We start from the raw sequence: 15,224 nt of genomic DNA, 5'->3' as shown, positions 1-15,224 counted from the left end.
CCATGCAACTGATTCTTCTGCAGAAAGTGACCAACCTGGGCGGCCTCGGCGACAAGGTCGACGTCAAGCCGGGCTATGGCCGCAACTTCCTGGTGCCGCAGGGCAAGGCCGTGCCGGCCACCGCCGCCAACATCGCCGAGTTCGAAGCCAAGCGTGCCGACTACGAAGCCAAGGCGCAGTCGATCCACGCCGACGCCGAGGCCCGTGCGGCCAAGCTGGAAGGCGCCAGCGTGACGGTCAAGGCCAATGCGTCCACCGAAGGCAAGCTGTACGGCTCGGTCGGCCCGCGCGACATCGCCGAGGCGTTCACCGCCGCCGGCCTGCCGCTGGAAAAGGGCGAAGTGGTGCTGGGCGAAGGCGCGTTCCGCAACATCGGCGAGTACGAGGTGCTGGTGCGCCTGCACGCCGACGTCGAGACCACGGTCAAGGTCGTGGTCGAAGCCGAAGCCTGATCCACGGCTTCATGCTGTACCGAAACGGGCACCGCAAGGTGCCCGTTTCGTTTGCGGCCTGCGGCCCCGGCCCCTGCCGGCTGCCGTTATACTCATCGGTTCGTGCCTGTTTCCTGTCCGACGATCGTAGTCGTATCAAGGGCTTGAAAGCGGGACTTCACCTGGATATTCATTAGCGGCAGCGCGTGCCGGCCCGCCGGCCGCCGCCTGCCATGGATTGCCTGCCCCATGCGCCTGTCGACCATCAAGCTGTCCGGCTTCAAGTCCTTCGTCGATCCGACCACGCTGCACCTGCCGACCAACATGACCGGCATCGTCGGTCCGAACGGCTGCGGCAAGTCGAACATCATCGACGCGGTGCGCTGGGTGATGGGCGAAAGCTCGGCCAGCCGCCTGCGCGGCGACTCGCTGACCGACGTGATCTTCTCCGGCTCCTCGGCGCGCAAGCCGGTGTCGCAGGCCACGGTGGAGCTGATCTTCGACAACTCCGACCACACCATCTCCGGCGAGTACGCCTCGTTCAACGAGATCTCGGTCAAGCGCCAGGTCAGCCGCGACGGCAGCAGCAGCTACTACCTCAACGGCACCAAGTGCCGGCGCCGCGACATCACCGACCTGTTCCTGGGCACCGGCCTGGGCCCGCGCAGCTACTCGATCATCGAGCAGGGCATGATCAGCCAGATCATCGAGGCGCGCCCGGAAGACCTGCGCGTGTACCTGGAAGAGGCCGCCGGCATCTCCAAGTACAAGGAGCGGCGCAAGGAGACCGAGACCCGCATCCGCCATACCCGCGAGAACCTGGAGCGGCTGGGCGACCTGCGCGAAGAGATCGGCAAGCAGCTCGAGCACCTCAAGCGCCAGGCGCGTCAGGCCGAGCAGTACCAGGCGCTGCAGGAAGAACGCAAGGTCAAGGACGCGCAGTGGAAGGCGCTGGAATACCGTGGCCTGGACGGCAAGCTGCAGGGCCTGCGCGAGGCGCTGGGCCAGGAAGAGACGCGGCTGCAGCAGTTCATCGCCGAGCAGCGCGAGGCCGAGGCGCGGATCGAGACCGGCCGCGTGCGCCGCGAGGAGGCCGCCGACGCCTTGAGCAAGGCCCAGGCCGAGGTCTACCAGGTCGGCAGCACGCTGGCGCGCATCGAGCAGCAGATCCAGCACCAGCGCGACCTGTCGCAACGCCTGCACAAGGCGCGCGACGAAGCGCAGCTGGCGCTGGCCGAACTCGGCCAGCACATCAGCGGCGATGAGGCCAAGCTGTCGCTGTTGCGCGAGTCGGTGGACATCGCCGGGCCGCAGCTGGAGCAGTTGCAGGAAGACAACGAATACAAGCAGGAAGCCCTGCGCGACGCCGAGGCCAAACTGGCCGACTGGCAGCAGCGTTGGGAAACCCACCAGCGCTATACCGCCGAGGCCTCGCGCGCCGGCGAAGTCGAGCGCACCCGCGTCGATTATCTGGACCGGCAATCGCTGGAAGCCGAGCGCCGCCGCGAAGCGCTGGCCGCCGAGCGCGCCGGGCTGGACCTGGACGCGCTGGCCGCCGCCTTCGAACAGGTGGAGCTGCAGCACGAGACGCAGCGCGCCGCGCTGGACGGGCTCAACGAACAGGTCGAAACCCGCAAGCAGGCGCTGACCGCGCTGCAGGAACAGCAGCGCGGCGCGCAGGCCGAGCTGGCCGAGGTGCGCAAGCAGGCGCAGGCCGCGCGCGGCCGGCTGTCGTCGCTGGAAACCCTGCAACAGGCCGCGCTCGGCCAGGAGCAGGGCGCCGCGGTGGCCTGGCTGAAGGCGCGCGGACTGGATTCGGCGGCGCGCGTGGGCGAGCGCATCAGCGTCGAAAGCGGCTGGGAAAACGCGGTCGAAGGCGCGCTCGGGCAATTGATCGAAGGCGTGCTGGTCGATGCGCCGGAGACCCTGGTCGATGCGCTGGGCGAACTCGGCGAAGGCCGCATCGCGCTGGTCAGCAGCGACGAGGAGGCCGGCCACTTCGCGCCGACCTCGCTTGCCGCCAAGGTGCAGGGCCCGATCGCGATCCGCCGCCTGCTGTCGCGGCTGCACGCGGCCGAGGACCTCGCCGCCGCACGCGCCTTGCTGCCGCAGCTGGGCGAGGGCGACTCGATCATCACCCGCGACGGCGCGCGCCTGGGCGAAGGTTGGCTGCGCGTGTCGCGCTCCGGTGCGGCCAAGCAGGGCGCGTTGCTGCGCGAGCGCGAGATCCAGTCCTTGCGCGGCCAGATCGATACCCTGCAGGACCGCGAAGCGGAACTGGACCAGCGCCTGGCGAGCCTGCGCGAGCAGTCGCTGGCCGCCGAGCAGCAGCGCGAGGAAGCGCAGCGCCAGCTGTACCAGGCGCACCGCAGTGTGTCCGAACTGGCCGGGCAACTGCAGAGCCAGCAGGGCAAGGTGGACGCCGCGCGCACCCGCATCGAGCGCATCGAGACGGAGATCGCGCAGCTGCTGGAAACCCTGGACAGCAGCCGCGAGCAGGCGCGCGAGGCGCGTTCCAAGCTGGAAGACGCGGTCACCAGCATGGGCGACCTGGAAAGCACCCGGCACATGCTGGAGAGCGAGCGCCGCCAGCTCACCGAAGCGCGCGACCTGGCCCGCGATGCCGCGCGCCGGGTGCGCGAGGCCTCGCATGCGCTGGCCCTGACCCTGGAATCGCAACGCACCCAGATCGCCTCGCTGAGCCAGGCGCTGGAGCGCATGGGCAACCAGCGCGGGCAACTGGATTCGCGCCTGGGCGAACTCAGCGCGCAGCTGAGCGAAGGCGATTCGCCGGTGCATGCGCTGGAAGCCGAGCACCAGGCCGCACTCAGCGAACGCGTGCGCACCGACCGCGCGCTCGGCGAGGCGCGCGCGTTGCTGGACGGCATCGACAACGAATTGCGCGGCCTGGAACAGACCCGCCAGCAGCGCGACGAACAGGCCCTGGCGCAGCGCGAGCGCATCGCCCAGCGCCGTCTCGACCAGCAGGCGCTGGTACTCAGCGCCGAGCAGCTGTCGGCGGCGGTGGTCAAGGCCGGTTTCGTGCTCGAGGACGTGATCAACGGCCTGCCCGAACAGGCCGATCCGGCCGAATGGGAGCAGGCGGTGCAACAGATCGACGGACGCATGCGTCGCCTGGAGCCGGTCAACCTGGCCGCGATCAGCGAATACGGCGAAGCCGCGCAGCGCTCTGAGTATCTGGAAGCGCAGGACATCGACCTGAACACCGCGCTGGAAACCCTGGAGGACGCGATCCGCAAGATCGACCGCGAGACCCGCGGCCGCTTCAAGGACACCTTCGACCGGGTCAATTCCGGCGTGCAGGCGCTGTATCCGCGCCTGTTCGGCGGCGGCCACGCCTATCTGGAACTGACCGGCGAAGATCTGCTCGACACCGGCGTGGCGATCATGGCGCGCCCGCCGGGCAAGCGCGTGTCCAGCATCTCGCTGCTGTCCGGCGGCGAGAAGGCGATGACCGCGGTGGCGCTGGTGTTCGCGATCTTCCAACTCAACCCGGCGCCGTTCTGCCTGCTCGACGAGGTCGACGCGCCGCTGGACGAAGCCAACGTCGGCCGCCTGGCGGCGATGGTCAAGGAAATGAGCGAGAAAGTGCAGTTCCTGTTCGTCAGCCACAACAAGGCCACGATGGAAGCGGCGCACCAGCTCAGCGGCGTCACCATGCGCGAGCCGGGCGTCAGCCGCCTGGTCAGCGTGGACCTCGAGGAAGCCGCGCGTTTGGCGGGCGCGGCCTGACGTGACATGCTAAATACCTTGTCTTCCCCCTACGCACCCCTGCCGGAGTAACCCCCGAATGTCCGACATGGCAATGCTGCGCATCGGCATCCTCGCCGCCGGTCTGTTGTTGATCGCGGCGATCTTCCTGTTCGGCCGCCCGAAGAAACCGACCCAGGGTCGGCGCGTGGAGCCGGCCGACCCGGCCGCGCCGCGGCGCGAGCCCTCGCTCGGCGATGCCGCGGTGGCTGCCGACGGCGACGCGATCGCCGTGCCCGACCAGGACGGCGCCCTCGGCCAGCCCGAGCTGGGCCTGTCCGCCGCCGAAGCGGCCAATGCCGACCTCGGCAAGCGGCCGAGCCAGGACTTCGACAAGATCGTTTCGCTGTACGTCGCCGCGCGCGCCGGGCAGGTGCTGCGCGGCGAGGACATCGTCGTCGCGGCCGAGAAGACCGGGCTGGTGTTCGGCCACATGAGCGTGTTCCACCGCCTGGTCGAAGGCCATCCCGAGCGCGGCCCGATCTTCAGCATGGCCAGCATCATGAAGCCGGGTAGTTTCGACATGGCCCACATCCGCGAGATGGAGACCCCGGCGATCGCGTTCTTCCTGACCCTGCCGGCGCCGCTGACCGCGCTCGACGCCTGGGAAAAGATGCTGCCGACCGTGCAGCGCATGGGCGAACTGCTCGACGGCGTGGTCCTGGACGACAGCCGCAACGCCCTCGGCCGCCAGCGCATCGCCCACATCCGCGACGAACTGCGCGCCTACGACCGCCAGCATCAGGCGCCGCCGTTGACGAAAGCCCCACGCTGGTAAGCGTGGGGCCGGGATTGGGGAGTCGGGATTGGGGATTCGTAAAAGCTGGCCCCCCTTCTCCCATCGGGAGAAGGTGCCCCGAAGGGGCGGATGAGGGTACGGGGGCCGATGAGGTTATGGGCCGATGAGATAAGCGGCGAAGCCAGCTTTTACGAATCCCCAATCCCGACTCCCCAATCCCAAAGCGCGCTACTTGCGCGCTTTCAACACCGCCTCACGAAACCGCAGCATCTCCGCTTCGGTGCCGACGGTGACCCGCACCAGCTTCGGCCAGATCGGCCAGCTGCGGCCGATCATCACCCCTTGCTTGGCCATCGCCGCGGCGAACGCCTTGCCGTCGCGCTTGACGTCGACCATGAAGCAGTTGGCCTGCGACGGCAGGCACTTGTAGCCCTTGCTCTGCAGCCAGGCGATGGTTTCGTTGCGGATCCGCGCGTTCTCCGCGCGCCGTGCCGGCACCAATTGCACGTCGCGCAGGCTGGCGATGCCGGCGGCCACCGCGGTGATCGCCGCCGGGTTCTCGCCGAACGCCGCCAGCTTGGTCAGCAGCCCCGGCGAGGCCACCGCCAGGCCCAGGCGCAGCCCGGCCATGCCGTACAGCTTGGAGAAGGTGCGCAGCACCAGCAGGTCCTGGCGCTGGCCGATCAAATCGATCACCGAGGGCTGCTCGCTGTAGTGGATATAGGCCTCGTCGACCAGCAGCACGCTGGAGGCGGGCTTGTTGGCCAGTAGCCATTCGATGTCGGCGCGTGCGGTGATCGAACCGGTCGGATTGTTCGGGTTGCACAGATAGATCAGCCCGGCGTTCGGATCGGCACTGGCCATCGCCTTGACGTCGTGCCCGCCGTCGGCGCGCAGCGGCACCCGCCGCACCGGCGCACCGTGCGCGGCGGCGACATCGGCCACCGCTTCGAAGGTCGGATCGGCCACCACCACGCCGGCGCGGGCCGAGGTGAACGCGCGCGCGGCGCGGTTGAGCGGGTCGCTGGAGCCGGGATACACCGCGACGTGGTCGCTGGGCAGCTGATGCTCGCCGGCGAACAGCGCGATCAGGTCGTTCTGCAGGTCGAACAGGTAACGGCCGGCGCGCGGCAGGATCGCCTGCGCCGCGTCCAGCGCGGCCGGTGCCGGACCCAGCGGACATTCGTTGAAGTTCAGATAGACCGGGCCGGCCGCCGGCGCCACGCCGGGTGCCGCGACCGCCGCCGCCTTGCGCTTTGCCGCCTCCGCAGCGGGCGCCAGGCCCAGTGCACCGACCGCCAGGCCCGAGGTGGCGAGGGAAAGGAAGGAACGGCGCGAAACCGGTAGCGACACGGGCACTCTCCAGCGAAACGTCAGGGCAGGGAGGCAAACCTAATGTTTCCTTAACGTTTCGGCAAGTTTTCTGAATCGGGTTCGAACAGGGGAATGGGGAAAGGAGAATGGGGAATCGGAAATGCGCCGCGCCGCGATCGGAGCGTCCGCTTAAGCCCCTCTCCCCCCGGGAGAGGGGTTGGGGTGAGGGTACGGCGCGCCGCGCTACCGGTCCCCCATCTTCAGAGCCCTAATCCGAATCCCCAATCCCCAATCCCGGCCTCACCCGCATTTCCCCTTGCCAGGCACCCAGTTACTATCGCCCCTCTTTCCGTCACCGGACTCTGGCTGCCGCGCATGACCGCTCCATCCGATCTCCAGCGGCGCGTCGCCGAACTGCGCCAACGCATCGAAGACGCCAACGACCGCTACTACGTGCACGACGATCCGTCGATCACCGATGCCGAGTACGACGCGTTGATGCGCGAACTGGAAGCGCTGGAAGCCGAGCACCCGCAGTTGGCGCGCGACGACTCGCCGACCCGCACCGTCGGCGCGCGGCCCGACGGCGGCTTCCCGGAAGTGCGGCACGCGATCCCGATGCTGTCGCTGGCCAACGCGTTCGAGACGCCGGGCGTGGCCGAGGATGCCGACGACCGCGAACGCTTCGCCGAAGTCGCGGATTTCGAGCGGCGCATCGAACGCGCGCTGGACCTGGCCGCGCCGATGTTCTCGGTCGAGCCGAAACTGGACGGCCTGGCGATCAGCCTGCGCTACGAGGACGGCGTATTCGTGCAAGGTGCCACCCGCGGCGACGGCAGCACTGGCGAGGATGTCACCGCCAACCTGCGCCAGGTGCGCTCGGTGCCGCTGAAGCTGCGCGACCTGGGCACGCCGTTTCCGGCCGTGCTCGAGGTGCGCGGCGAGATCTACATGCCGCGCGCGGCCTTCGCCGATTGGAACGCCAAGGCGCTGGAGCGCAACGAGAAACTGCTCGCCAATCCGCGCAACGGTGCCGCCGGTTCGCTGCGCCAGCTCGATCCGGCAGTCACCCGGCGGCGGCCGCTGGCGTTCTTCGCCTATTCGGTCGGCGAGGTGCGCGGCCTGGAACTGCCCGAGACCCATTCGCAGACCTTGGCGCTGCTGCGCCGCTACGGCTTCCCGGTGGCGCCGGAAGTTGCGACGGCGACCGGTTTCGATGGCCTGATCGCGTATTTCCGCCGTATCGGCGCGAGGCGCGACGCGCTGCCGTACGACATCGACGGCGTGGTCTACAAGCTCGACGACTACGACCAGCAGGCGGCGATGGGCTTCGTCTCGCGCGCGCCGCGCTGGGCGCTGGCGCACAAGTTCCCGGCGCAGGAGCAGTCCACCGTGCTGCGCGCGATCGAAGTGCAGATCGGCCGCACCGGTGCGGTCACGCCGGTGGCGCGGCTGGAGCCGGTGCAGGTCGCCGGCGTCACAGTCACCAACGCGACCCTGCACAACGCCGACCAGATCGCGCGACTGGACGCGCGCGAAGGCGACACCGTGATCGTGCGCCGCGCCGGCGATGTGATTCCCGAAGTGGTGCGGGTCATCGAAGAACGCCGTCCCGCCGGCACGCGGCCGTGGACGATGCCGGCCACGTGCCCGGTGTGCGGCTCCGACATCGTGCGCGAAGAGGACGCTGTGGCCTGGCGCTGCAGCGGCGGTCTGGCCTGCGCGGCGCAGCGCAAGGAAGCCGTGCGCCATTTCGCCTCGCGCCGGGCCATGGACATCGAGGGCCTGGGCGATCGCCAGGCCGATGCCCTGGTCGAATTCGGTTTCGTGCATTCGCTGGCCGATCTGTACGCGTTGAGCGTCGAAGACCTGGTGCGGATGAAAGCGGCGCTGGACGCGGCCACGGCCGCCGACCTGGTGCAGGCCGTGAACGACAGCAAGGGCGCGCTGACGCTCGATGCGCAAGCGCAGCCGCTGCTGGCGCAGGAATCCCCGGACTGGAAGCGCGCCGACTTCCTGCGCGCGCATCTGGCCGTGGATCTGGGCGGCAAGCTGGCCACGAAATGGGCGGAGAACCTGGTCGCCGGCATCGCCGCCAGCCGCAACACCACCTTGCCGCGTTTCCTGTTCGCGCTCGGCATCCCGCACCTGGGCGAGACCACCGCCAAGGCGCTCGCGCACTGGCTGGGAGCGCTGGACTTCGTGCGCAGCACGCCGGCGGTGCTGCTGCAGGCGCTGCCCGATATCGGCGGCGAGGTGGCGCGTTCGATCGCGACGTTCTTCGAACAACCCGGCAACGCCGCGGTGGTCGATGCGCTGATCGAGGCGGGCATCCGCTTCGCCGACGAGGGCGCGCCGCCGGCGGAACTGCGCGAGCGGCTCGACCTGGCGCACCTGCTGACCACGCTGCCGGTGGACAAGCTCGGTGGCAAGAGCGCGCAACGGCTGGCCGCGACCTACGGCACGCTCGATGCGCTGCTGCGCGCCAACGAAAGCGGCTGGACCGGCGCCGGGCTGTCGACGGCGGGCGCGGCCAATCTCGCCGCCTATCTGGCCGATGACGCGCAGCTGCAGGCCTTGCGCGCCGCCGACGCGGCGATGCGGCGCCTGCTCGACGCGGCGCCGGCGCAGGCCGAGCGCCGCGCCGCGCCGCTGGACGGGCAGACCGTGGTGCTGACCGGCACGTTGCAGCAACTCAGCCGCGACGCGGCCAAGGCGCGGCTGGAAGCGCTGGGCGCGAAGGTCGCCGGCAGCGTGTCGAAGAAGACCAGCTTCGTCGTCGCCGGCGCCGAGGCCGGTTCCAAGCTGGACAAGGCACAGGAGCTGGGCGTTGCGGTCTGGGACGAGGCGCAGTTGCTGGCCTTGCTCGGCGAGCACGAGGGGAAGGGGTGAGCCGGCTTCCGGGCGCGACGCACCCGATCGGATCGCCGCGATGAGCGACGCCGTGGACATCGCAGCGCTGCGCCTGCGCGCCGCGCTCAACGCGCGCATCCGCGCCTTCTTCGCCGCGCGCGACGTGCTCGAGGTGGAGACGCCGATGCTGTCGGCGGCCGGCAACACCGAACCCAACATCGACAGTTTCCAGACCCGCTTCAGCGGCCACGTCGATGCCGGCCCGGCGCTGCGCTGGCTGCGCACCTCGCCCGAGTACCCGCTCAAACGCCTGCTGGCCGCCGGCGTCGGCGATTGCTACGAACTCGGCCGGGTGTTCCGCAATGGCGAGGCCGGCGGCCGCCACAATCCCGAATTCACCATGCTCGAGTGGTACCGGGTCGGCTGGAATCACCTGCAACTGGTGGACGAGACCGTGGCGCTGGTGCGCGAGGCGCTGGCGCTGGTCGCGCGCACGGCGACGCTGCATGTGGTCACCTATCGGCAACTGTTCCTGGATACGCTGGGCATCGATCCATTGCTGGCGCCGCTGGATGAGTTGCAGCAGCCATTGCGCGATATCCGCATCGACGCTGCAGGGCTGACCCGCGACGACTGGCTCGACCTGGTGATTACCCATCGCCTGCAATCCGTATTCCCGGCCGACCGCATCACCGTGGTCCACGACTGGCCGGCTTCGCAGTGCGCGCTGGCGCGCATCCGCGACGTGCAGCCGCCGGTGGCCGAGCGTTTCGAGCTGTACCTGGGCAGCTACGAGCTGGCCAACGGCTACCACGAACTCAACGATGCGGCCGAGCAGCGGCGCCGCTTCCTGCGCGATCACGCGCTGCGCCGCGAGCGCGGCGCGCAACTGCCGCCGCTGGACGAGCGTTTGCTGCAGGCCTTGCCGGCGCTGCCCGATTGCGCCGGCGTGGCGGTCGGCGTGGATCGCCTGCTGATGGCGATGCGCGGCACCGCGTCGATCGGCGATGTGCTCGCCTACGATTTCGCGCGAGCCTGAACCGTGCGCCGTTCATGTAGCATCTTCTTGCTTTGTCGACATCGATGATGGTTTGATCCAGCCCTGCATGCGGTCGATGCGCGATATCGGTGGAGTGGTCTTCGTTGTTCAGGTTCCACGCATAGGGGCAGAGCCAAGCATGAAGTGGTCGTACGGGCTCGGGAGCTGGTGTTGGTTGGGGTTGGCGGTATCCGCGTGTCCGGCGAAGGCGTTTGCGCAGGCGCCGGACGGCTATGACGCCGCGGTGGTGCGTTGCGAATCGCGCGACATGAGCTGGGTGCATTGCCCGATGCCGACCGAACAGGGCGTGGAATTGATCCGCCAATTGTCCGACAACGACTGCATCCGCGGCAGCGAATGGGGCTCGGACGGCACCGGGGTGTGGGTGACGCTGGGTTGCCGCGCCGAGTTCCGCTCCAATCCGCCGCAGCCCACGCGCAGCGCGATGCGCCGCGTGTTGCGCTGCGAATCCGACGGCCGGGTCGAAAGCTGCCCGGTGATGCTGCGCGGCGCGCCGGTACGGCTGATGCGCCAGCTGTCCTCGGTGCCGTGCCGCGAGGAGCGCAGCTGGGGCGTGCGCCGCAACGAGATCTGGGTGTCGCGTGGTTGCCGTGGCGAATTCGAGATCGGCGCCAGCGACGGGTCCGGCTTTCCGGTCGGCGCGCGTCCGGTGCTGTGCGAATCCAAGGGCCGCTCGCGGCGCCGCTGCGGGGTCAGCATCCACAGCAGCGTGCAGCTGCGCCGGCAGCTGTCCGGCACCGCCTGCGTGCAGGACGACAGCTGGGGCTGGGACCGCGACGGCATCTGGGTGGACAAGGGCTGCCGCGCGGAATTCAGCGTCAACTGAGCGGCCCCGTCGCTGCGCACACGCCAGGCCGCGCGCCCATGGCCACCGCCGCACCGCTTCTGCTAATCCCCAATCCCCAATCCCCAATCCCGGCCGTTAAAATATCCGGATGAACGCCGACCTAGATATCGATTACGCCCGCTACGACCATATCCGTCCGATCCTGTGGACCGGCGAGGCGCTGGAACTTCTCGACCAGCGCAAGCTGCCGTTCGTGGTCGAGCACGTGCAGTGCACCGACAGCGACCAGGTCGCCGATGCGATCCACACCCTGGCGGTGCGCGGTGCGCCGGCGATCGGCATCGCCGCCGGCTGGGGCGTGGTGCTGGCTGCGCGCGACGTGCAGGCCGACGACGGCGCCCAGGCGCTGGCCAAGCTGGAACCGGCGCTGCAACGGCTCAATGCGGCGCGGCCGACCGCGGTGAACCTGGCCTGGGCGCTGATGCGCATGCGCACCGCGCTGGCTGCGGCCGGCGCCGACTGGCGCCAGGCGATCGCCCGCGAAGCGCAGGCCATCGCCGAGGAAGACCTGGCCGCCAACCGCCACATGGGCGCGCTCGGCGCGGGCCTGATCGCGCCCGGCAGCGGCGTGCTGACCCACTGCAATACCGGGTCGCTGGCCACTGCCGGCTTCGGTACCGCGCTGGGCGTGATCCGCGCCGGCATGGCCCAGGGCCGCATCGCCAAGGTGTTCGCCGGCGAGACCCGGCCGTGGCTGCAGGGTGCGCGGCTGACCGTGTGGGAACTGCAGCAGGACGGCATCGACGCGACCCTGATCGCCGATTCGGCGGCGGCGCACCTGATGAAGACCGGCGCGGTGCAATGGGTGATCGTTGGCGCCGACCGCATCTGCGCCAATGGCGACACCGCCAACAAGATCGGCACCTACCAGCTGGCCATCGCCGCACGCCACCACGGCGTCAGGTTCATGGTGGTGGCGCCGTGGTCCACCGTGGACATGGACACCGCCGACGGTGCGCAGATCGAGATCGAGCAGCGCGACCCGGGCGAGCTGTTCGGGGTGGGCGGGGTGCGTACCGTGGCCGAGGGCATCGCTGCCTGGAACCCGGTGTTCGACGTGACCCCGGCCGAGTTGATCGATGCCATCGTCACCGAACGCGGGGTGATCGAACGGCCGGATCCCGAGCGCATGCGCGCCGCGTTCGGCGGCTGAGCCGCGGCAACCGCGCCAGACCCCCTGCACGGCCCCGCAAATCCACGCAAGTGCTTGTTCGGGCCGGCAAAAACCGGGCATTCGCGCGCCTGTCATGATAGAATCCGGCGGTTCGATCGACCGCTGTGCGCCGTAGATTTTCGGTGCCGGCAGGCCCGCTTGCCGCGGGCCGGCGTCCTGGTCGATTAGCCACCAGACTTACGGAACCCGAATGGCAGAATCCGCCAAGGAAATCATCCAGGTCAACCTGGAAGACGAGATGCGCAAGAGCTACCTCGATTACGCGATGAGCGTGATCGTGGGGCGTGCCCTCCCGGATGCGCGCGACGGCCTCAAGCCGGTGCATCGCCGCGTGTTGTTCGCGATGAACGAGCTGGGCGCGCACAGCAACAAGCCCTACTACAAGTCGGCGCGTATCGTCGGCGACGTCATCGGCAAGTACCACCCGCACGGCGACCAGTCGGTGTACGACACGCTGGTGCGCATGGCGCAGCCGTTCTCGCTGCGCTACCTGATGGTGGACGGGCAGGGCAACTTCGGCTCGGTCGACGGCGACTCCGCGGCGGCGATGCGCTACACCGAGGCGCGCATGTCGCGCCTGGCCCACGAAATGATGGCCGACATCGACAAGGAAACCGTCGATTTCCAGCCCAACTACGACGAGAAGGAACTGGAGCCGACGGTCATGCCGACCCGGTTCCCGAGCCTGCTGGTCAACGGTTCGGCCGGCATCGCGGTGGGCATGGCGACCAACATCCCGCCGCACAACCTGACCGAATCGATCAATGCCTGCCTGGCGCTGATCGACAATCCGCAGATCGACGTCGACGGGCTGATGGAATACATCCCCGGCCCGGATTTCCCCACCGCCGGCATCGTCAACGGCACCAGCGGCATCGTCGCCGGCTACCGCACCGGCCGCGGCCGCGTGCGCATGCGCGCCAAGGCCGAGATCGAGATCCAGGACAACGGCCGCGAAGCGATCGTGGTCAACGAGATCCCGTACCAGGTCAACAAGGCGCGGCTGATCGAGAAGATCGCCGAGCTGGTCAAGGAAAAGAAGCTCGAAGGCATCAGCGAACTGCGCGACGAGTCCGACAAGGACGGCATGCGCATCTACATCGAGATCAAGCGCGGCGAAGCCGCCGATGTGGTGCTGAACAACCTGTACCAGCAGACCCAGATGGAGTCGGTGTTCGGCATCAACATGGTGGCGCTGGTCGATGGCCGCCCGCAGCTGATGAACCTCAAGCAGATGCTGGAGGCGTTCATCCGCCACCGCCGCGAAGTGGTCACCCGCCGCACCATCTTCGAACTGCGCAAGGCGCGCGCCCGCGCGCACATCCTCGAAGGCCTGACCGTCGCGCTCGCCAACATCGACGAGATGATCGAGCTGATCAAGACCTCGGCCAACCCGACCGAGGCGCGCGAGCGCATGCTGGCCAGGCGCTGGGACGCGGGCCTGGTCGGCGCGCTGCTCGGCGCCGCCGGCGCCGATGCCTCGCAGCCGGAAGACCTGCCGGCCGGCGTCGGCCTGCTCGCCGACGGCTACCAGCTGACCGAAGTGCAGGCCTCGCAGATCCTGGAAATGCGCCTGCACCGCCTGACCGGGCTGGAGCAGGAGCGCCTGACCGAGGAATACAAGCAACTGCTGGAGGCGATCGCCGGGCTGATCCGGATCCTGGAAAACCCCGACGTGCTGCTGCAGGTGATCCGCGAGGAGCTCATCAGCATCCGCGAGGAATACGGCGATGCGCGCCGCACCGAGATCCGCCACAGCGAGGAAGACCTCGACATCCTCGACCTGATCGCGCCGGAAGACGTGGTGGTGACGCTGTCGCATGCCGGCTACGCCAAGCGCCAGCCGGTCAGCGCCTACCGCGCGCAGCGCCGCGGCGGCCGCGGCCGCAGCGCGGCGGCGACCAAGGAAGAGGATTTCATCGACCAGCTGTGGCTGGTCAACACCCACGACACGCTGCTGACCTTCACCAGCAGCGGCAAGGTGTTCGCGCTGCCGGTGTACCAGTTGCCGGAGGCCGGCCCGAACGCGCGCGGCCGCCCGATCATCAACTGGATCCCGCTGGAGAACGGCGAGCGCGTGCAGGCGGTGTTGCCGGTGCGCGACTATGCCGGCGGCCGCTACGTGTTCTTCGCCACCCGCAACGGCATGGTCAAGAAGACCCCGCTCAGCGACTTCGCGTTCCAGCGCAAGGCCGGCAAGATCGCGATCAACCTCGACGAGGGCGACGCCCTGGTCGGCGTGGGCCTGACCGACGGCGAGCGCGATGTGCTGCTGTTCGCCTCCAACGGCAAGACCGTGCGCTTCTCCGAACGGCCCAAGGACGACGAAGCCGAGGACGGCGCCCTCGACGAGGGCACGGGCGAGGACAACGGCGACGATGAGGTCGCGCTGGCCGAGGCCGTCGAGGACGGCGACGACGCGCGCAGCCCGCGCCGCAAGAGCCGCGGCGGGGTCAAGCCGACCGGCCGCAGCAGCCGCGGCGTGCGCGGCATCCGCCTGGCCAAGAGCGAATACGTGGTCAGCCTGATCGTGGCCGAGCCGGCCGAGGGCCAGGACGAGGATGCCGAGGACATCGAGACGGCGCCGGAGACGGATGCCGACGTCGATGCCGAGGCTGTGGTGCGCAACGGCGACGAGCCCGATGCCTACATCCTCACCGCCACCGAGAACGGCTACGGCAAGCGCACCCCGCTGGCCGAGTACCCGCGCAAGGGCCGCGGCACGCAGGGCGTGATCGGCATCCAGACCAGCGAGCGCAACGGCAAGCTGGTCGGCGCGGTGCTGCTGAGCACCAAGGACGAGGTGCTGTTGATCTCCGATGGCGGCACCCTGGTGCGCACCCGCGCCTCGGAAATCTCCCGCGTCGGCCGCAACACCCAGGGCGTGACCCTGATCCGCCTGTCCAAGGGCGAGAAGCTGCAGGCAGTGGAGCGCCTGGACGGTTCGCTGGTCGAGGAAGAGCCGGTGGAGCCGATCGGGGGCGAGGACGGCAGCGCCGAGATCGCCAGCGAGCTGCCGCCGGAAAGCTGATCGC

The 15,224-nt window shown here is 69.2% G+C and carries 9 protein-coding genes; 8 read left to right on the top strand and 1 reads right to left on the bottom strand.

Annotated elements, in window-relative coordinates:
• Positions 1-2: 2 nt before the first annotated feature.
• The 3 genes from rplI to zipA all read left to right on the top strand — a co-directional run bounded on the left by rplI (position 3) and on the right by zipA (position 4,980).
• Positions 3-452: a 50S ribosomal protein L9 gene (gene rplI / locus HEP75_RS13165; protein ID WP_185816238.1), complete on the top strand. Its 450-nt coding sequence runs from the start codon at positions 3-5 to the stop codon at positions 450-452.
• Between the two features lie 228 nt (positions 453-680).
• On the top strand, positions 681-4,184 hold the full coding sequence (smc, locus tag HEP75_RS13160) for a chromosome segregation protein SMC (protein WP_185823832.1): 3,504 nt from the start codon (positions 681-683) through the stop codon (positions 4,182-4,184).
• 58 nt (positions 4,185-4,242) lie between these two features.
• Complete coding sequence (gene zipA / locus HEP75_RS13155; protein ID WP_185823831.1) at positions 4,243-4,980, top strand: cell division protein ZipA; 738 nt, start codon at positions 4,243-4,245, stop codon at positions 4,978-4,980.
• A 189-nt stretch (positions 4,981-5,169) separates the two neighbouring features.
• Here zipA and HEP75_RS13150 read toward each other — a convergent pair whose 3' ends face one another.
• Positions 5,170-6,294 carry a pyridoxal phosphate-dependent aminotransferase gene (locus tag HEP75_RS13150; protein WP_185823830.1) on the bottom strand — a complete coding sequence of 375 codons (1,125 nt, stop codon included), beginning with the start codon at positions 6,292-6,294 and terminating at the stop codon, positions 5,170-5,172.
• Positions 6,295-6,630: 336 nt separating this feature from the next.
• Between HEP75_RS13150 and ligA the strand changes: the two genes are divergently transcribed.
• The 5 genes from ligA (at position 6,631) to gyrA (ending at position 15,220) form a co-directional block, all read left to right on the top strand.
• Positions 6,631-9,147 (top strand): NAD-dependent DNA ligase LigA, encoded by a 2,517-nt coding sequence (ligA, locus tag HEP75_RS13145; RefSeq protein ID WP_185823829.1) that lies wholly within the window; start codon positions 6,631-6,633, stop codon positions 9,145-9,147.
• Between the two features lie 40 nt (positions 9,148-9,187).
• On the top strand, positions 9,188-10,147 hold the full coding sequence (epmA, locus tag HEP75_RS13140; RefSeq protein WP_185823828.1) for an EF-P lysine aminoacylase EpmA: 960 nt from the start codon (positions 9,188-9,190) through the stop codon (positions 10,145-10,147).
• A 139-nt stretch (positions 10,148-10,286) separates the two neighbouring features.
• Positions 10,287-10,994 (top strand): DUF3011 domain-containing protein, encoded by a 708-nt coding sequence (locus tag HEP75_RS13135; protein ID WP_185816244.1) that lies wholly within the window; start codon positions 10,287-10,289, stop codon positions 10,992-10,994.
• Between the two features lie 109 nt (positions 10,995-11,103).
• On the top strand, positions 11,104-12,168 hold the full coding sequence (gene mtnA, locus HEP75_RS13130) for an S-methyl-5-thioribose-1-phosphate isomerase (protein WP_185823827.1): 1,065 nt from the start codon (positions 11,104-11,106) through the stop codon (positions 12,166-12,168).
• Positions 12,169-12,379: 211 nt separating this feature from the next.
• Positions 12,380-15,220 (top strand): DNA gyrase subunit A, encoded by a 2,841-nt coding sequence (gene gyrA, locus HEP75_RS13125; RefSeq protein WP_185823826.1) that lies wholly within the window; start codon positions 12,380-12,382, stop codon positions 15,218-15,220.
• Positions 15,221-15,224: the final 4 nt, after the last annotated feature.

This window comes from Xanthomonas sp. SI (assembly GCF_014236855.1).
Taxonomy (GTDB): Bacteria; Pseudomonadota; Gammaproteobacteria; order Xanthomonadales; family Xanthomonadaceae; genus Xanthomonas_A.
This window is presented reverse-complemented; position numbering and strand designations above follow the sequence as displayed.

Coding starts and splice junctions, on each gene's coding strand:
- rplI (WP_185816238.1), top strand. CDS start 3: ATGCAACTGATTCTTCTGCAGAAAGTGACCAACCTGGGCGGCCTCGGC.
- smc (WP_185823832.1), top strand. CDS start 681: ATGCGCCTGTCGACCATCAAGCTGTCCGGCTTCAAGTCCTTCGTCGAT.
- zipA (WP_185823831.1), top strand. CDS start 4,243: ATGTCCGACATGGCAATGCTGCGCATCGGCATCCTCGCCGCCGGTCTG.
- ligA (WP_185823829.1), top strand. CDS start 6,631: ATGACCGCTCCATCCGATCTCCAGCGGCGCGTCGCCGAACTGCGCCAA.
- epmA (WP_185823828.1), top strand. CDS start 9,188: ATGAGCGACGCCGTGGACATCGCAGCGCTGCGCCTGCGCGCCGCGCTC.
- HEP75_RS13135 (WP_185816244.1), top strand. CDS start 10,287: ATGAAGTGGTCGTACGGGCTCGGGAGCTGGTGTTGGTTGGGGTTGGCG.
- mtnA (WP_185823827.1), top strand. CDS start 11,104: ATGAACGCCGACCTAGATATCGATTACGCCCGCTACGACCATATCCGT.
- gyrA (WP_185823826.1), top strand. CDS start 12,380: ATGGCAGAATCCGCCAAGGAAATCATCCAGGTCAACCTGGAAGACGAG.